This is a genomic window from Vibrio sp. D173a, from assembly GCF_030248475.1.
In genome coordinates this window covers 1-17147 of record NZ_JAHGAH010000039.1, presented here as the reverse complement: position 1 = coordinate 17147, position 17147 = coordinate 1, and the positions used below count along the sequence as shown (strand labels likewise).

Genomic DNA, 17147 nt, shown 5'->3' with positions numbered 1-17147 from the left:
CTTGAAATCGATTCTGTTTTCTAAAAATTGTCTCGTTAAAGCCTCGCACTGACCTTTTCCCTCAGCGCTCGCGCATACTCAGTTAATAGTCGAGCATTGTCGGCGGTTTCGACGTCCCCACAGGCTTGGCCTTGATAGGTAATATTTGGACTGGAATACACAGGTAGGAGGTTGTCTGAGTAGCTCATGATGGTTCCAGAATCACCACACAAAGCAGCATGAGCATAACGCTTGATCTGAGATTGGTTATCCTCTGTCGTCATGGAGTTGAGTGTTCTACTCTGAAGCTGAGATGACAGTGTTTCTAAATCATGTTGTGCCCACGCTAAATGCCCTAGCTCATGCTCCAAGGCGAATGGAGCAGCTCGTACATCAGAAACCACAAAGTTAGGAAACAGATCGACCCACGTTTCGGCGATTTTGTACTCATAATCAAAGTAACTGTTGTCTTCACTTAGGACTAGCACAACATAGAAGTTTGGCTCTTGGTACGCGCGTTCCAACAAATTGCGGTGTTGCAGATTAAGTTCATAATGGGAGGACAACATGTCCGCTGGCTTCGCGTTGCGAGCATCGAAGAATTTATAACCAGCACTCTTACGAATCATGGGGATACATGAGTTTGAGAGAATAAGATTTGAAAAGGCTAAGTCTTCCTCGATTCGTGCTTCCAATGCTTCTATGTCGAAATCGCTGAGAATGGAGTAGTCAAATACGAATTGAACCCAAGTCTCGACTTTTTCTTCTTGGGGACATTGCGGAAGCACGAGCTTTTGGGCATCAAAATAGAGGCGAGCGCTCGCGAACACCGCCACCACAATTAAGCAAATACTTACAACTTTCAGCTTCATACATTCTTCTTACAAATTTCGCAGGCAACAAACATAAGCACATGAAATTTATAAATTAATGAAATTGATATGTAAATAAGCGCTTATTGGTTATGAGAATAAGCGCCGTGGGTATGTGTGATTACTCGTCCTAGTTTAGGCGACGAATCAATTTGGCAGGCGTACCGCCATATAGACAATCTGGTGGAACATCGCTGTTTACCACTGAGTTAGCAGCAATGACTGAGCGAGCGCCAATAGTTACCCCTTGGTTGATCACCGAATTGCCACCAATCCAGACGCTATCTTCAACTGTGATTGGCTTACAAAAGGTTTCCCACTTGAGTCGGCTACGGTAATCCAGAGAGTGCGAAGCGGTATAGAATTGAACACTAGGGCCGATAAGAACGTGGTTACCAATGGTGATTTTAGCGCCATCCAACATCACGACATTCATATTGATGAAGGTCTCTTCGCCGATTTCAATCGTCTTACCAAATTCACAATGCAGCGGAGCTTGGATGATGCTTCGCCCAACTTTACCAAATAGATTCTTTTGCAACGCATCGCGTTGAGATTCATCGGTATTGTTATTAAACGCCATCAACGCATGAGTAGCACTAGAACGCATTGCTTCGATTTCTTTATCGGTACCATCAAATATTTGGCCCGACATCATTTTCTCTAATTCGGTCACTGGATCATTCCTAAACTTTTGACCAAGCTAGATTAGCGTAAAAGAGGAATAAAAAAAGAGAAAAGCACGGGCTTTTCTCTTTCCTATTTTGTCGTTGTGTCACGTCGGAGTTATACGATTTCCCAGCTGTGAGTCATCTCAACACCGTCACCTAGCATTAGGCACACTGAGCAGTATTTTTCCAATGAGTCCGCCGCCACTTTAGCTACGATTTCTGGGTCTAGTGCTTCACCAGAAACTTCAAAGTGAATGTTCACCTGGGTAAAGATACGTGGCGCGGTTTCACGACGTTCCGTGGTTAGCTTCGCGTTAACAGAAGCCACTTTCTGGCCTGCCGTTTTCAGACCATCAACAACGTCTACAGAACTACAACCACCTGCGGCCATAAGAACCATTTCCATCGGACTTGGCGCTGTTGCACCGCCATTGCCATCCATCACGACTGAGTGACCAGATTGAGACTGACCGAGGAATTTAAAGTCTTCGACCCATTTTACTTCTGCTTGCATGGTTTCCCTCATTAATGCTTCTGCCTCACCGATGATTGTCTTCCGGTGAGCGTGTATTTTATGCCGTTACTGTAGCCCCCTTGAAAAAAAGGGCAAAGAAATTTTCATCTTCACTGTAATTTTTTCGCTCTTCAGTCTGTCCTGTTACGTAAGATTCATTGAGAAAATGACGTTTGAGGAAGTTATGAAGAAAGTATCTAAGTTGTTGGTGGGATTCTCATTCACACTCCCTGTACTGTTCATCTTGCTAAGTAAAACAGGTACCGCCGATACCATGGATAAGATGAACGCATCTGGTAAAACTTACATCGCAACACTTGCGGGTGGCTGCTTCTGGTGTACCGAATCGGATTTAGAGCAATTACCGGGTGTGTTAGACGTGGTTTCTGGTTACTCAGGTGGTGATTTAGAAAACCCAACTTATCGACAAGTCTCTTCTGGCAAATCCGGCCATATTGAAGTGATTGAGGTGAAGTACGATCCTGCTGTCGTGAATTACGAACAAGTATTGGATTACTTCTTCCGCCATATCGACCCGACTGACGACAAAGGCTCATTCGTCGACCGTGGTCCCCAATACCGTCCGGCGATCTTCTATCATAACGCCGAGCAAAAGCAGATTGCTGAGCAGTTTATGATGGAAATCGACAAGGCGATGATCTATCCAAAACCGTTGAAAACAGAACTGATCGAGTTTGAAAAGTTCTACCCCGCGGAATCGTACCATCAGGATTACTACAAGAAGAGTAGCCTGAAGTACAAATACTACCGCTACGCATCAGGTCGCGATAAATACCTCGACGAAGTGTTTGGTGATGATCGTAAAGACAACCCAAAAACACTGCGTGAACTTATCAACGAAAAAGAGCTGGTGTCGAAAGTGAAGGTGTACGAGAAACCTTCAGACAAAGAAATCAAAGCTAAATTGACTGAGCTTCAATACTACGTGACACAAGAAGAAGGCACGGAGCGTCCCTTTAACAACAAGTATTGGGATAACAAAGAAGCAGGCATTTACGTTGATATCGTCACTGGTGAGCCTTTGTTCTCATCAACAGATAAGTACAAATCTGGCACAGGTTGGCCAAGCTTTACCAGACCAATTAACCCAGGCTACATCGTAGAGAAAACCGACTTTAAACTGGTTTATCCACGCACAGAGATTCGCAGTAAGTTTGGTGATTCACATATTGGCCACGTATTTAAAGATGGCCCTAAGCCAACGGGATTACGTTACTGCATGAACTCAGCCGCAATGGAGTTTGTACCAGTGAACAAGATGGCGAGTTTAGGTTACGGCGATTACCTGTACCTATTTGATAAGTAGCTAGACCACTGTTTTAACCAAATTAGGAGTGAATAATCAGCGCGATGAAAGGTTTTAAATCCAACCTTCCCATGAAAGTCTGTCCGGTCTGTCAGCGCCCATTTTCTTGGAGAAAGAAGTGGGCGCGAAATTGGGAGGAAATCGTTTATTGTTCTGAGCGTTGCCGAAGAAATAAATCAACGAAAACGTAGGTCACTCCGACCCTCTCTGGAGAACGCTATTTCCTTTGTATTAGCGTTTGTACGCGTTCTATTACCAAGGTAATAACGTCCCATCATAAGCCCAAAACGCCCCGCTATCTTGCGGGGTTGCTTTTTCTATCAAACCTAATAAATCCTTTGCGACTCGCTCTGGTGTGAACAGCTTTCCCTCTGGCACATTGGTTTGAAAAGGTGCCGACAAAACTGTATCTGTGGTACCTGGGTGAAGTGACAGCACCGTGCCATGCTTGACCATTCTTTGCCATTCGATCGACATGGTTTTAAGAAACATGTTTAATGCGGCTTTCGATGCACGATAGCTGTACCAACCACCTAACTGATTATCGCTAATGCTGCCAACTTTGGCCGAAATGGTCGCAAACTTAGGTGCAGTACTGCGCTTTAACTTTGGCGTGAAGTATTTCGCCAACAGTAAGCTTGGCAAAGTATTAACCGTAATGGTTTGCTGAAAAAAGTCAGCATCGAGCGAATTAAGATTCTTCTCAGGGCCTTTCTCTTGGGTGTGCAACATACCAACGCAGTTCACCAACCAATCGACGTGTTCAATATGCTCACTGAACGCTTTTACCTCTCGTTCTTGCGATACATCCACTTGATGCCAAACGACATTTGGGTGTTGCCAATCTGGTTGCCGCTGACGATAAGTGGCATGCACGCGCGCCTGAGGGAACCGAGCTGCGGCTTCTTGCACCATCGCCAAACCAATTCCACCGTTACCACCGACGATGAGTATTTCCATCACAAGTTCTCCACGTTTTCTATGTAATGCTCTGCCGTATCGAGTATCGCTTGGCGTTGTTGTTCTTCCATGTTGTCCCAAGAGCGGAAAATCATCCCAATACGCGGATTGGTTGCAAGACGCTTGTCGTGCTTGTTCATAAAACGCCAATACAAGCTGTTAAACGGACACGATCCTTCCCCACTCCTCGCTTTATTATCGTAATGGCAACCCTTGCAGTAGTCGCTCATCTTGTTGATGTAAGAGCCACTCGCCGCGTAAGGCTTGGTACCAACAATGCCGCCATCCGCAAACAACGCCATGCCACGAGTGTTCGGCATTTCGACCCATTCAATCGCATCAACATAGATACCGAGATACCACTCATCCACTTGATCTGGGTCGATCTCGGTTAACAAGCAAAAATTGCCAGTGACCATCAAACGTTGGATGTGGTGTGCGTAGGCGTAATCGAGGGACTGACCAATTGCATTGCGCATACAGGACATTTTGGTTTCGCCATTCCAAAAGAAGTCTGGCAGCTTTCTTTCTGCGCCCAACTCGTTCTTTTTCGGGTAATGAGGCATGTTCGCCCAGTAGACGCCTCGGATGTATTCTCGCCACCCTAAGATTTGGCGAATGAACCCCTCAACCTGAGAAATGTCGATGTCCGCGTTGGAATGAAATGCCTTGAGTGATGCATCAATGACTTCTCTCGGGTGTAGCAATTTGCTGTTCAGCGAGAATGAAATTCGGCTGTGATACAAGCTCCACTTAGCATCGTGCTGACCTGTCATGGCGTCTTGAAAACGTCCGAACAGCGGCAGACAGACTTGGCAGAAATGCGCGAGTAAAGACAAGCTTTGCGCGCGATTGATTGGCCACAACAAGTCTCCTTCGAGATTTCCGATGGTTTTGATGTCATGTTTTGCCAACCGCTCAACAATGCCACTGACGTCGGTACTGAACATCAAAGGTTGTGGCAGTTGTTCGATGTCTTTGACTTTGAGCTTGTTACGGTTGTTGGCATCGTAATTCCATTTTCCGCCGACGGGCTTTCCGTCTTGCATCAAGATGTCGAAGCGCTTGCGCATACGACGGTAAAAGTGCTCCATCATGATGTGTTTGCCTTGAGGAAACTGCGATTCTATTTCTTCAAACGGCAACAAAAAGTGTTCCGAATCGACACAACGCGTCACGACCCCATCAAGCTTTAGTTTGGCTAACTGCTCTAGTAAACGGTATTCATCGGGGCGTTGATATTCAAACTTACTTGCACCAACTTCGCTCACGTAGTGTTGCAAGACTTGCTCAAGATCGTCGAAGGATTGTGTGTCATCCAGTGTGAGGTGCAGAACTTGATAACCTTCGCTCTGACGCTCTTTCGCAAACTGCTCCATTGCAGAAAAGAACGCACACGCTTTCTGAATATGGTGCGTGACGTAAGTATTCTCTTGCTTGAGCTCCGCGACCAGGTAAAGCACTTGCTTATCCGGTTGCTGAAACCAAGAGTGCTCACTATTAAGTTGATCGCCCAAGATCAATCGTACGGTTTCAAATTGCATTACGGTTTCTCCGCTGACGAAGCTTGGTCACTGCTGCCCATTATGATAGGCCAATCGACCATATCTACACTATCCAAATGCGCGCCGGCACAACGACCTTGCCACCTATCGATGAACTCCATGTGCGGATCGTACATTTCGGTTTGCTTTTCGAGGTTGAATTGTCGTGAACCACGCGGATCAGCACCAACGCCTGCTAAGTATTGCCAATTTCCCCAGTTCGATGCCACATCGTAATCTACCAATTGTGATTCAAAGTACGCCGCGCCATAACGCCAATCGAGACCAAGTTCATGCACTAAACAACTGGCGACTAACTGTCTGCCACGATTCGACATATAACCGGTTTCATTAAGTTGGTGCATACACGCGTTCACGATAGGAAATGGCGTTTCACCTTTCTTCCATTGCTGAAAACGATGAGCATAAAAGCTGGTGAGTGGTGCTTGATTTTGGATGCCACCGAATCGGAAAAGCTGTCGTTTGTGTCGACGGGCATACCAATAAAAGTACTCCCGCCATAATAGCTCAAAGTAAATCCAGTAGGTCGACTCGTTTGCTCCCTTCAAACGTTCATAACGCTTGAGCATGGCATAAATAGTTTTTGGCGAAAGGCAGCCATGAGCTAGCCAAGGAGAAAACTTAGTCGAGTAATCCATACCATCCAAGCCATTGCGCGTCTGCTTATATTCACTGGCCAATGTCGAGGAAAAATACCGGCGAGCGTGTTCAAGCCCTGCTTGCTCTCCACCGGTAAACAGGCAAGGCTTAACGTCGCGAATCAGTCGTAACGTTGGCAAGGCAAGTCCTGAGGGGGTTGGTGGTAAGGCCGTTACTGTGGCGAATGGTTCCTCCAGCGATACGTCCTCCGCCTTTTTACGAAACTTAGTAAAAGTGTCAGGCAAGTCTTCAAGGGCAAATGGCAGGTCTTCAACGGTAAGTAGGCTGCGCACTTCCTGCTGACAAATCGTTAAATGCTCTAATTCTTGGCGGATACGATCAACCACGTCTTGCTCTTCTGAGCCAGGGAACGCATCACAATACAGATGTGTCACGCCAAGCTTCTCTACAGCATGTTTGATGGCTTGATAAGGATGTAAGTCAACAACCTGTAAGCGCTGATCGAACGCATTCAAGGTCAGATTGAGGCAATGTAATGACTCATCTAAAAATTGCTGCTTAGCCGACCCAAACATCGATTCCTGCGCAAAGTGAGCTAAAAATGGAGACAGTTTCGGATAACAATAGACACATATTAATGCGTCGACTTCCTCACTGGCTCGGGCGAGCAGCGGGTTATCATGCATCCTCAAATCGTTGGAAAACCAGTACAGTCCGATTGTTTTATTCAAAGAAAGCGTTCCATGTGTGAGTTTTTCTATCTAGTTCTTACGCACAATCCTGCTTCACGATCAGACTGTGGATTGCTACGTCTACAAATTATTCAGCAAAAGTCCTTGGTAAACAATTTGTTAAAATTAATTCTATAAATTATTTAGTCAAACTCTAATATTCATAGACGTATTTGATTTTTTGCTCATTTTTTTTAAGAAAACCAAACAAAAATGATAAAAAATAAAGCGATATTGTTTTATATCCGTTACCCTTAACCTAATTCCATTTTGCTTGCCACATTGCAGAAATGACCGACGAATTTAAAAAATCAACCGCGAATCTAAAAAAAGCGGTACCACTAATGATCAAGAACCACGTAGCAGCGACACCAGCAAACTACGCCTTGTGGTACACCTACGTAGACAAAACCATCCCAGAGCTTAACCAAGAGTTAGATATGGTTCTGGAGAATTATGACGTCTGCCCACCAGCGATGCACAAGCAGCTCTACAACAGCTACGTCGCGAGTAAAGCCGAGACCAGTTTAGAAGAACTCAAAACCAACGTAGAAGTACTGTTGGGTGAAGTATCTAGCTCGATGAGTGACACTATTACGGATACCTCCTCCTTCTCTGATATGGTGGACAAAAGCTTTAACAAGCTCGAAAAGGTTGAAGATAATAGCCTGAGTATTGAAGAAGTGATGAATTTGGTTCGTCAGCTCGTCGCGGAATCTCGTGAAATTCGTCACTCGACTCAGTTTCTAAATAGTCAACTAACGACGGCTAGTGAAGAAATTTCTCGTCTAAAAAACCAATTGACTGAAGTACAAAAAGACGCTCTTTTCGATGGTCTTTCCAATCTGTATAACCGCCGTGCTTTCGACAGTGACCTCCAAATGCTGATCGACAGCAATCAAGCAATGACCTTGGTTATGCTGGATATTGATCACTTCAAAGCATTTAACGACAATTACGGCCACTTGTTTGGCGATACCGTTATCAAAGCCATCGCACGTCGTCTGCAACAAAGCTGTCGTGATGGCATCAGCGCTTACCGCTTTGGTGGCGAAGAGTTTGCTTTGATCATACCGAATAAATCGTTGCGCATCGGTCGTCAATACGCCGATACGTTACGCCGAATGATCGAAAAGCTGCGTGTCCGTGACAAACGTTCGGGCAGCCAAGTGCAAAGTATTACCGCTTCTTTTGGTGTCGCAGAGTATGAAGTTGGCGATACGTTGGAAAGCTTGGTTAATAAGGCTGATAAACAGTTGTATGAAGCAAAACAACTGGGCCGAAACCGAGTAATGCCGCTGTAGAGCTTGCTCGCCAGCTCATACCGCCCCTTTTAAAAGACAAAACCCCAAGCATGTACTTGGGGTTTTGTCTTTCTTGGGCTGGCTCGTTATTAATGATGCTTCCTAAACCATTTAATCAATGCTGTAGCAGTAGCTAAGGAAGTAGTCGTCGCCGTTTTTCGCGGTGTACTCTTTGTCTTCACTACACGCCATCGGTTTTCCTTTCTTATCACCTTTAATTAGGCTGATCCAATGACGCATTGCGGTCGGTGCATTACCAATAAACTCAGGGCTGAAGGTAGTACGTGTTTCCAGTTGAATGTCATCAATGTCCATCAACTCCACACAACCCGTGCCTTTATGACAGCCAAACATCACTTCTACGTGGCTGCCTGACTCATCTTTAAATAGGATCGATTTCGGATCTTCTTTCTCACCAGTGTACGCTACAAAATGTTTTGGGCTTTTCAGACCGCTGTGTGTACCGTCTTTGAAGTAGGCCATTACATGACGGTAATCAATCACATAACTTGACACGTCTTGGTGTGAGCCATTCTCCAGTGGGAACATACGGTCCAGTAGTTGCTTTGCCTTAACTTGCTTCTCGCTTTGCTGCTCAGCACTTACCGCCTCGACGGCAAATACGGCTTCAGCGATAAATGGGCGTTCTTGTTGTTGGATGTCTTTTTTATCGAAATTCAGCATATTCATCGTCGTTTCCTCGCACTTAAACACTCTTCCTAGAGTAAAAACTTAAAACCCTTGTTTAAGTTTCAGGCAATTCTGTGAAGTGGATGGTCAATTTCCTTGCCTGCTCATTATGTAGACTAGCGAATTATTGACTACAATTTCACAACAAAAATTTTACAATGTGAATTTTACAAAATGTCTGTGTCAAAAAGTCTTATCCGCCAATCTCATTTTCTCGGGACGAAAATTCGTAACCTGAGGAAGAACAACCATTTAACGATGGAAGATTTGTCTGCGCGTTGCGTTAGGATCAATCCTGAGTACGCGCCGTCGGTTTCTTACCTATCGATGATCGAACGTGGAAAACGCGTTCCAAGTATCGATATGTTGGAAGTGATCGCCGAAGTTTTCCAAAAAGAGCCTGCATGGTTTTTAGATGATGAGCCAGAACTGGAAGCGATCACACCAAATAAAGGTAATCGTGGTGGCATCAATGGAATGGCCCTTGAACCGAGTTTCTTGTTCTCCAATGACATCCTGCAAATCGCGATACCAGAAATGCTCTCCCAAACTGGTATCACTGGGCGTCAGTTTGCTCATCTGTTGATACGGGCCCACCAAGAGAACCATCAAAACCACTTCCCAGATCTGGAGCGAGCCGCTGAAGAAGTCGGATTAAAGCGTCTGAACCTGTCAGTGGAAGATCTGATCGACATTGCTAAAAGCATGGGGTTGGATATTCGTTGGGTAGACCGAGCGCCACAGGATGTGATTGATGAGCTTGGCGTAAGTGCGAAGCAGCTGATCACCTCTTTTATGGAGGCGCCGGGGACGATTTACCTCAACAAGCGCATGCGCGACTACCCAACACGCCTGAAATACGATTTAGCCGTTTACATTGGCCATCGTGTACTTCACAGCAGCGACGGCATGAGTAATGTATTGTCGATTGGGCATCAGAACAACTGGGAACAAAGCGGCTCGCAAGTATCGAACTCCGAGCTTAACTCACAAGACATTTTGCAAGCGTGGCGTGATTTTGAATCGAGCTTCTTTGCTGGAGCCCTGCTGTGTCCAAAAGTACCGTTTCGCCAATTACTCGACCGCTCTGGTTATGAAATCGATGTACACAAAAAAGCGGGCGTCTCCCCTTCTGTTGCGATGCGCCGCATGACGGTCGTATCACCTTATCCGCATTGGCATTACTTTGATGCTTATGGCCCGGGTAAACTCAAAGCCGTATATCGTGGTAACGGTATCCCGCTTCCTTGGGGTAATATGCGCAAGGTCAACGACCCATGTCAGCACTGGGCAGTGTTCCGTCGCTTATCACAACCGCTGGACACCAGTTCAGCACAAATTTCGATTCTTAATGTCGGTAACGAGCCACGTATCTATTGCTGTGAGTCAGTCAATGTCTTCGACCCAGCGGGCAACAACCGCGTTCTATGCGCAGGTATTGACCTCAACCCTGCTATCTCAGCTCAGGGCGGGGATGCGATTGCCATTGCAGAAGAGCTGAAATCGCTGTGTGTCTCTTCAGGGGGAAGTACTGTCATACCTCAGCACATCAAGAAAGATCTCACCACGATAGCCAAGATTCTCAACATCAATTGGATAGAAAGGGGAATTCAAACCCAAGCAAGATTGATTTGTTCACGAGGAGCCGTATGTCCAAGACAACCAAGTTGTTATAACAAGTGCGGTGAATCAGCGGATTCAGGTGACGAGCCGCAAATTATCGAGCTCTAGAAAGAAAAAACGCCAATCACAATAAAGGTGATTGGCGGTATATACTTGTGAACAATGTGTATTCACTAACAACGTCAGTTGGCTAGGTGACCCTCGGCTTAATAAGGGTCAATCTGTATAAAGCACGATACGTGCCAACTTTTAAAAACGCCTTTTTTCTTCGATCCTGATGCATATTGGTGCTTTATTGAGCACATATTTTGCAAATCGCATTTGCAAAATGCAAATTGATGCGAATATGCCACCATGCGCACTGCTACTAATCCATTTATCAGCAAAATGGAGTTTTAATAAGAAAGAAATTCAAAATTAAAAGCCCCGCAAGTGTGCGGGGCTCTAGATTCATGGTTTTACTGATTATCCACCGTAGTGTTTTTGCTGATACATGCGTTCATCGGCGATTTTCATCATCTGTTGAGGTGATGTCATTTCAGGATCAAACATCGCATACCCAATGCTAGTTCTCAGATAAATCAAGTCTTGTTCATAAATGACTGGATTCGAGCACAGAGCAAAACGAAGCTTTTTCACCAGAGCATGAATGCTGTCTTCCGTTTTCGGATTATGGACAATCACGAGAAATTCATCTCCTCCCATGCGAGCCACAATATCCGAACGTCGTAAACTGCTTCTAATCCGCTCAGCACAAGCGATCAGCACTTTATCGCCAGCATCATGACCATAGTTATCGTTAATATGCTTAAAGCGATCAAGATCGATATTTACAAGCGCAAAGCTGTAGCGCTTTTTATAGCGTTTCGCGATCTGAAATTGATGCTTGTAAGACTGCATAAAGTAACGACGATTGGGCAGCTGGGTGAGTTCATCATGCAGTGCTCGGTTATCGGCCACAATATACAATCGGTAAATCACAATCAGGGCGATACTTAATCCAAGAACAATCGGATAGCCGACTAATCTCGTTAGCTGCAATGTGTACCATGGTAATTGCTGGTCTAAGTCCGCACCGGAATACACCGCCAAGCTCCAGCCTCCGTAGGGAAAATGCACTTGCTCTTTGGCGTAAACCTTCCCACTAGGCTTCGGCTCACCGAAAAATATATCGCCAAGCTCGCCACTGCTGTCATAACCACGAATGGTCATCGGATAATGAGAAGAGAAGTCCATCACCCCGGTTTCTCGGAGCAAACCATTAAAGTCGATCACAGCACTGATCACACCCCAGTAATCCTTGTTTATTGGAGGATCACGAAATACAGGCACACGAACAATCAATCCTCGCCCACCCTGAACGAGCTCGACTGGACCTGCGATGAATATCTCTTGAATGTCTTTGGCTTTTTGGATTTGAACCCACTGCGCTGGCACCGTTCGGTAATTCAGCCCAATAACACGCTCGTTCCCTCGACGTGGGTAGATATGGCTTACCACATCATTTTCCGCGATGCCGATTACCGTAATATGATTGCTTTTATTGAGGATACGATTCGCAGCCATGTTTAACTTGCGGTTTTCATGGTTCGGTAGCAATGTAATAAGAGTCGCAAGCGTGCTAGCTTTGTATATGTCAGCCATCAGGTCCGCTTCTAAATTGGAGCGGAGCATAGAAAGTTGTTCTTTGGCCTCAACTTGAAGTCGCTCTCGGTGAAGGTTGAGCTGATTGTGGTGCAACAACTCAATGACTCCAACGCATAGGGCAAAAAAAGTGAGGAAGAACAATGCAAAGTAGCCTTGCTTCTTCGATGAGTACTGCATCTGTTCCCCACTAACTCTCGGCGTTCCAAGAGTTTTCTTTAATTATTGTTAAAATACTTACTTACCTTAAGGATAACTAATAGCTATCGTAAAGGTAGTAAATATCTAAAAATCTTATCTATCAAAAAGGCAAAGTGGGATGCAAGTACAAGGCGATTTATTCAAAAGTTCATTTTGGCAAGAAGTAGCACAAGGGAAGATCTACTATGAACCTCACTTTCTCGGTCACTTAGATGCTGATCGCTGCTTTTCGCAGCTTCGCGCAACCTTACCTTGGCAACAAGAAAGCATCATGATGTTTGGACGATCGGTATTACAGCCTCGACTACAAGCGTGGCATGGTGACGCCGCTTACACTTATTCAGGGCTAACCATGACACCTCACCCTTGGACACCGGAACTGATTGAACTGAAAACACGCAGTGAAGCCATTGCTGAGGTGAAATTTAACTCTGTCTTAGCGAATCTCTATCGTCACGGCCAAGACTCTATGGGATGGCATCAAGACAATGAGCCTGAGCTAGGAAGAAATCCTGTAATCGCTTCTATCAACTTGGGGGAAACTCGCCGATTTGTTCTAAGGAATTTACATTGTAAAACCCAATTAGAATATGAGCTTAGCCATGGTTCTCTGCTCATTATGGCCGGAGAGTTACAACATCACTGGAAGCATGCCGTTCCTAAAACAGCAAAACCAAAAGGCGAGCGTATTAATCTGACTTTCCGCCATATCGTGACCAACTATTGACTGAGTCATTACATATCAAAATTGCATTAATGCTAGGCTTGAATCTTGGCTCCCAATCGGAATGTGTTTATGCGTATCAGACCTATCAGCTTAGCCGTGTTGCTCTCCTGTTCACTGGCTTTTCAGGCGCAAGCCTCTCAAGAGGCACCGGTTTTAACCTATTCGCAGTCCGCACAGTTGATCAAAGATACGTACGAATCGCAGCTATATACCTTGCCTGCGTTTCGAGAGGGGCATTTCGGCCTTCGTATGTATCGCCAAACGTTAAATGAAAAGTATCTCCCCGCAGTATGGACAGACATGGCACAAGTCGCGAACCGTCTCAATCGTTTTGCCAATGAAGTCACTGCACCCGAGCAAATTTTTCTCTACTCAGAAGCACGTTTAGCGACTTACCACGACAAAGAAGACGAACGAAGCCAACGTCGCTACACCGTTACCAAGCACCAACCAGAATACCTCTACTTAGGCATCGATCTGATTGGAGCAATGGCAAGAGCGGACGAGTACGGCTTAAAGCACAAACAAGACAAATCGCTAAGGAGTGTTTTACGTCGATACGATTTCGCACGCTACGCCACTGACCCAGAGATGATAGAAGCTTGGGCGGCGCAATTGGCGAACCAAGTCTACTGGCTACGTCAGCTCGGCGAACAAGATGTGGTCAATGCATTTACCGATGCATTTCGCACGACCTACCCAGACAACCAAGACAAAAAACTGTCACCGCAGCAATACAGTAATAAGATCTACGGTATGACACACATTATTTTGGGTGATTCACAGTATTACCAAAAACAGGTGAATGAAGTTGACCATCAGTGGATTTATGACTACTTCCGCGACAATATCGACACCATCATTTTGCGTTCCAAAGAGGATGTAATTGCTGAGGTCGGGATTTCATTTCTCCTTGCGGGGTTAGATAATGACCCAGTCGTCGAAAAAACTCTTCAAGCAATCCAAAGTGCCATTAATACGCAGCAAGGGATGATCCCTTCCGTGGAAGGGGACTACGACTTGAAATATGGTGAACACCGCAATGTGTTGGCCATCATGCTGCTGGATTGGCAAGGTGTACACCAAGCCCCAACAATACAAAACCGGCCCCAAGCGTTTGAGTCTCTGCCTTATGGGTTAGTGTCAAAGCATTGATATCAACCCAGGTTACTGGATCGAATGGGCAGGCTTAAAAGCTTTACTTTTCAACATTTGCTCGTATCGAACCAATCGAAAATCTTGGAACCCCTGCATAACACTTTTGATCATCGGATTCTCAAAAAACTGACGACTGGCGCCTGTATAAAAAGTAATGCTGTGACTAGAACAACACCTTTCTAAGAAGCAATCTTCCATAAACTGACTCAAGCTATGATCTCGGATTGGAAAATAAATCATAAGACCTCTGCTGATCCCAGCAATGTGATTCAATATTTGAGTTCGAATCGACTTGGTCAGGAAAACCACACTCACCAAATAAATTGAGTTGTTTTTCTGCTCATAGACCACGTGCCCTACCAACATTTTTCTATAGTAAAAACAATAAATTTTGGGTTGATTAAGTTCAAGCTGATTAAGAGTGTCGATGATATCTCCCCCGTTCATTCTCAGGTGAGAATCGATCACTAAAGCTCTATCCTCCTCTTCCAACTTATCAAAAGGCACGTGACCAGTATGGGTGATTTCATAGTCGTATACCGTGCTTAAATTTTGAGAATTGACCGGATGTTGCAGGGCTTTCTTGACGACCTTTAACTCCTGAGAATCATAGTGGTATGGCTGCTGAAAGAAATGTGCGATACCAAGACGCCTTAGTAGCGTTGGCTCGATTTTTTGCCTTTCCCACTGGCTCAAGGTTGCTTGATTCAAGCGAGAGAACACACGATGCGAAGAAGAAAGCAGCTCCGCCAAACTGTCTTGTGAATATTGATATTTTTTCCTGAAATGCTTCAATGCATCGGCAAATTGAAGTCGGTCGAACTGCATTTTTTCTCCTAGCCAAGCGCCAATAATTGCGAAAAATATGTGTAGTTATAATTAGAATAGACACCAAATTGTGATTGTGTGAGTCAATAACACTTCAACTCAAGATACCTGCATTACATGACGTTATCTGTAATGCCTTCGGGGTAATTTTCATGCAGTGGGGTGGCTTCTTCCTCAAAACCCACGCGGCTGCCCTTTGGAATGACAATTAAGCCACCGTCAGTCATCTCAAAGCGCGCTTTGTCTCTTTTTGGTTTCTCACCAATCACTGTGCCTGGGGCGATCTGAACATCTTCTTCAATAATGGTTCGCGTAATCCGGCTATTCGCTCCGATTTTACAGCGCCCCATTAATATGGATTCATGCACAATGCTGTTTCTGTCTAACTCACATTCCTCACCAATCACGGAGCGAATCGCGCATGCTCCTTCTATCTGACAACCTGAGGCAATGTAACTGTCTTTGATGCGAACTTTGATTGCTTCGATGTTGCAATATTCTATTGGTTTTTTAGATTCAACCCTTTTACTCAACAGTGCATCAGTACCACTCTTACCCGCAACACTCTGTTCCACCAGCATCATCATCTGCAGTCGCCAGTAATCATCAAGATTATTAACGTTATGCCAGTACGTAGGTGCTTGTTTGTCGTCAATCTCGCCAAGGTCAAACAGTGCCGTTTTCACTCTACGAGCAAGCAGAGAGACGATGTCCTTGGTCAAGTCATGCTTACCATCAAGCTTCTTGGCATTATTAAACAGACCTTTGACCAACACGGGCCGCTGAAAGAGGTAATTTTCCGTTAGCACCATTGCAAAGCCCGGTTTATTCGGAATTTCTGTAGGAGTTTGCGGTTGGTGTTGAATACTAATGACTTGGCGCTGCTCATCGAGCTCAACCACATGATATTGAGAGGCTTGCTCTACAGGGACTTGAGCCACAACTAACGTAAGTTCGGCTCGTTGGATTTGATGATACTGAAGTAAAGAAGTGATGTAATGACGATGGATTTGCTCGCCACCAACCAATAAAACGTGCTCATCAGTGGGTCGATTAAAGGCATCCAAATGCTGCAATAAAACATCTGTCCAATTTTGTCGTAAAACCGGTAATTGCTTAGCCTGAGAATAAATTGGCTCAAGCACTTCGATTCTTGATTTGTAGTCTCCCCATGCATGCTTTAGATGATCCATTAAAGACGAGCAGTGGAAGCGACTCAATATGAGATTACGTTTTATCCCTGCTTGAATGAGGTTGGTTAGCGAAAAATCAATTAAACGATGAGAACCTATGAAAGGTATGATGGATTTACAGCAGGTTTGAGTGAGTGGAACTAGCCCATTCCAGCCTCTATCGGTTAATACCACCGATACGATTTTTGACGTCACGTACAACTTCCTTATTCTATTAATAATTTAGAAAGTAAATGCAAACCGTACGCAAGTACTATTCAATTGAGGTGTCAATTTACTCAATAATGAATATTATCGGGCAATGACCTACCCAATATTTAACTCACCTCTCATTCGGTAGCTTAATAAAATAAAACCCGCCGGAGTGGCTGTCTCTTATACACAAATCCCCAAGCTTATAGCTTGGGGATTTTTTTGAACTCTTTCAAGTGTGTGTGATCTGATCACTTAGCAATCCTTACTGAAACACTAAGATGACACACTCAGACGCTAAACTTTGGGCACAAGAACAATTTGGACAAGCACAACTTAAAGACCCTCGAAGAACACAACGCCTCATC

At 44.9% G+C, this 17147-nt stretch carries 16 protein-coding genes; 6 read left to right on the top strand and 10 right to left on the bottom strand.

Going from position 1 to position 17147, the window contains the following annotated elements; genetic code table 11:
• Window positions 1-35: 35 nt before the first annotated feature.
• The 3 genes from KIV40_RS05230 to KIV40_RS05220 all read right to left on the bottom strand — a co-directional run bounded on the left by KIV40_RS05230 (window position 36) and on the right by KIV40_RS05220 (window position 2036).
• Complete coding sequence (locus tag KIV40_RS05230; RefSeq protein WP_285348156.1) at window positions 36-851, bottom strand: hypothetical protein; 816 nt, start codon at window positions 849-851, stop codon at window positions 36-38.
• A 130-nt stretch (window positions 852-981) separates the two neighbouring features.
• Entirely contained in the window at window positions 982-1527 is a 546-nt protein-coding gene (locus tag KIV40_RS05225; protein ID WP_285348155.1) for a sugar O-acetyltransferase, read from the bottom strand.
• 110 nt (window positions 1528-1637) lie between these two features.
• Window positions 1638-2036, bottom strand: coding sequence for an OsmC family protein (locus KIV40_RS05220; RefSeq protein WP_285348154.1), 399 nt, complete (start codon window positions 2034-2036; stop codon window positions 1638-1640).
• Between the two features lie 184 nt (window positions 2037-2220).
• On the opposite strand from KIV40_RS05220, the gene msrB reads away from it, so the two are divergent.
• Together msrB and KIV40_RS05210 are read left to right on the top strand one after the other, a co-directional pair.
• A complete protein-coding gene (gene msrB / locus KIV40_RS05215) occupies window positions 2221-3363 on the top strand; it encodes a peptide-methionine (R)-S-oxide reductase MsrB (RefSeq protein WP_285348153.1) in 1143 nt (380 codons plus the stop codon).
• A 44-nt stretch (window positions 3364-3407) separates the two neighbouring features.
• Window positions 3408-3554, top strand: a complete 147-nt coding sequence (locus KIV40_RS05210) for a DUF2256 domain-containing protein (RefSeq protein ID WP_005374142.1) — start codon at window positions 3408-3410, stop codon at window positions 3552-3554.
• Window positions 3555-3615: 61 nt separating this feature from the next.
• Here the strand turns inward: KIV40_RS05210 and KIV40_RS05205 are convergent, their stop codons facing one another.
• Genes KIV40_RS05205 through KIV40_RS05195 form a run of 3 tightly spaced genes read right to left on the bottom strand, consistent with a single transcriptional unit; the run spans window position 3616 to window position 7219 of the window.
• Window positions 3616-4323: an SDR family oxidoreductase gene (locus KIV40_RS05205; protein WP_285348152.1), complete on the bottom strand. Its 708-nt coding sequence runs from the start codon at window positions 4321-4323 to the stop codon at window positions 3616-3618.
• Window positions 4323-5867 carry a cryptochrome/photolyase family protein gene (locus tag KIV40_RS05200; RefSeq protein WP_285348151.1) on the bottom strand — a complete coding sequence of 515 codons (1545 nt, stop codon included), beginning with the start codon at window positions 5865-5867 and terminating at the stop codon, window positions 4323-4325. Before KIV40_RS05200 ends, KIV40_RS05205 begins: the two co-directional genes overlap by 1 nt.
• On the bottom strand, window positions 5867-7219 hold the full coding sequence (locus tag KIV40_RS05195) for a DASH family cryptochrome (RefSeq protein WP_285348150.1): 1353 nt from the start codon (window positions 7217-7219) through the stop codon (window positions 5867-5869). The genes KIV40_RS05200 and KIV40_RS05195 overlap by 1 nt, the downstream gene beginning before the upstream one ends.
• 290 nt (window positions 7220-7509) lie before the next feature.
• Here KIV40_RS05195 and KIV40_RS05190 point away from each other — a divergent pair, with 290 nt between their 5' ends.
• Window positions 7510-8523 carry a GGDEF domain-containing protein gene (locus tag KIV40_RS05190; protein ID WP_285348149.1) on the top strand — a complete coding sequence of 338 codons (1014 nt, stop codon included), beginning with the start codon at window positions 7510-7512 and terminating at the stop codon, window positions 8521-8523.
• 111 nt (window positions 8524-8634) lie between these two features.
• Here the strand turns inward: KIV40_RS05190 and KIV40_RS05185 are convergent, their stop codons facing one another.
• A complete protein-coding gene (locus KIV40_RS05185) occupies window positions 8635-9213 on the bottom strand; it encodes a hypothetical protein (RefSeq protein WP_285348148.1) in 579 nt (192 codons plus the stop codon).
• 174 nt (window positions 9214-9387) lie between these two features.
• Between KIV40_RS05185 and KIV40_RS05180 the strand changes: the two genes are divergently transcribed.
• On the top strand, window positions 9388-10944 hold the full coding sequence (locus KIV40_RS05180) for a DUF3612 domain-containing protein (protein WP_077202074.1): 1557 nt from the start codon (window positions 9388-9390) through the stop codon (window positions 10942-10944).
• A 357-nt stretch (window positions 10945-11301) separates the two neighbouring features.
• Here KIV40_RS05180 and KIV40_RS05175 read toward each other — a convergent pair whose 3' ends face one another.
• Window positions 11302-12660, bottom strand: a complete 1359-nt coding sequence (locus KIV40_RS05175; RefSeq protein ID WP_285348147.1) for a diguanylate cyclase — start codon at window positions 12658-12660, stop codon at window positions 11302-11304.
• A gap of 139 nt (window positions 12661-12799) precedes the next feature.
• On the opposite strand from KIV40_RS05175, the gene KIV40_RS05170 reads away from it, so the two are divergent.
• On the top strand, window positions 12800-13408 hold the full coding sequence (locus KIV40_RS05170) for an alpha-ketoglutarate-dependent dioxygenase AlkB (RefSeq protein ID WP_255902034.1): 609 nt from the start codon (window positions 12800-12802) through the stop codon (window positions 13406-13408).
• Window positions 13409-13477: 69 nt separating this feature from the next.
• The gene (locus KIV40_RS05165; RefSeq protein ID WP_285348146.1) at window positions 13478-14563 is read left to right on the top strand and encodes a DUF3541 domain-containing protein; all 1086 of its coding nucleotides are present in this window, start codon (window positions 13478-13480) and stop codon (window positions 14561-14563) included.
• Window positions 14564-14575: 12 nt separating this feature from the next.
• On the opposite strand, the gene KIV40_RS05160 is transcribed toward KIV40_RS05165, so the two are convergent.
• Both KIV40_RS05160 and KIV40_RS05155 read right to left on the bottom strand, forming a co-directional pair.
• On the bottom strand, window positions 14576-15394 hold the full coding sequence (locus tag KIV40_RS05160; protein ID WP_285348145.1) for a helix-turn-helix transcriptional regulator: 819 nt from the start codon (window positions 15392-15394) through the stop codon (window positions 14576-14578).
• Between the two features lie 113 nt (window positions 15395-15507).
• Window positions 15508-16782, bottom strand: a complete 1275-nt coding sequence (locus tag KIV40_RS05155) for a sugar phosphate nucleotidyltransferase (RefSeq protein ID WP_285348144.1) — start codon at window positions 16780-16782, stop codon at window positions 15508-15510.
• Between the last annotated feature and the right edge of the window lie 365 nt (window positions 16783-17147).

What these genes read in the sequence shown, in the direction of transcription:
- KIV40_RS05230 (WP_285348156.1), bottom strand. Translation starts at nt 851, where the DNA reads ATGAAGCTGAAAGTTGTAAGTATTTGCTTAATTGTGGTGGCGGTGTTC.
- KIV40_RS05220 (WP_285348154.1), bottom strand. Translation starts at nt 2,036, where the DNA reads ATGCAAGCAGAAGTAAAATGGGTCGAAGACTTTAAATTCCTCGGTCAG.
- msrB (WP_285348153.1), top strand. Translation starts at nt 2,221, where the DNA reads ATGAAGAAAGTATCTAAGTTGTTGGTGGGATTCTCATTCACACTCCCT.
- KIV40_RS05210 (WP_005374142.1), top strand. Translation starts at nt 3,408, where the DNA reads ATGAAAGGTTTTAAATCCAACCTTCCCATGAAAGTCTGTCCGGTCTGT.
- KIV40_RS05205 (WP_285348152.1), bottom strand. Translation starts at nt 4,323, where the DNA reads ATGGAAATACTCATCGTCGGTGGTAACGGTGGAATTGGTTTGGCGATG.
- KIV40_RS05200 (WP_285348151.1), bottom strand. Translation starts at nt 5,867, where the DNA reads ATGCAATTTGAAACCGTACGATTGATCTTGGGCGATCAACTTAATAGT.
- KIV40_RS05190 (WP_285348149.1), top strand. Translation starts at nt 7,510, where the DNA reads ATGACCGACGAATTTAAAAAATCAACCGCGAATCTAAAAAAAGCGGTA.
- KIV40_RS05185 (WP_285348148.1), bottom strand. Translation starts at nt 9,213, where the DNA reads ATGAATATGCTGAATTTCGATAAAAAAGACATCCAACAACAAGAACGC.
- KIV40_RS05180 (WP_077202074.1), top strand. Translation starts at nt 9,388, where the DNA reads ATGTCTGTGTCAAAAAGTCTTATCCGCCAATCTCATTTTCTCGGGACG.
- KIV40_RS05175 (WP_285348147.1), bottom strand. Translation starts at nt 12,660, where the DNA reads ATGCAGTACTCATCGAAGAAGCAAGGCTACTTTGCATTGTTCTTCCTC.
- KIV40_RS05170 (WP_255902034.1), top strand. Translation starts at nt 12,800, where the DNA reads ATGCAAGTACAAGGCGATTTATTCAAAAGTTCATTTTGGCAAGAAGTA.
- KIV40_RS05165 (WP_285348146.1), top strand. Translation starts at nt 13,478, where the DNA reads ATGCGTATCAGACCTATCAGCTTAGCCGTGTTGCTCTCCTGTTCACTG.
- KIV40_RS05160 (WP_285348145.1), bottom strand. Translation starts at nt 15,394, where the DNA reads ATGCAGTTCGACCGACTTCAATTTGCCGATGCATTGAAGCATTTCAGG.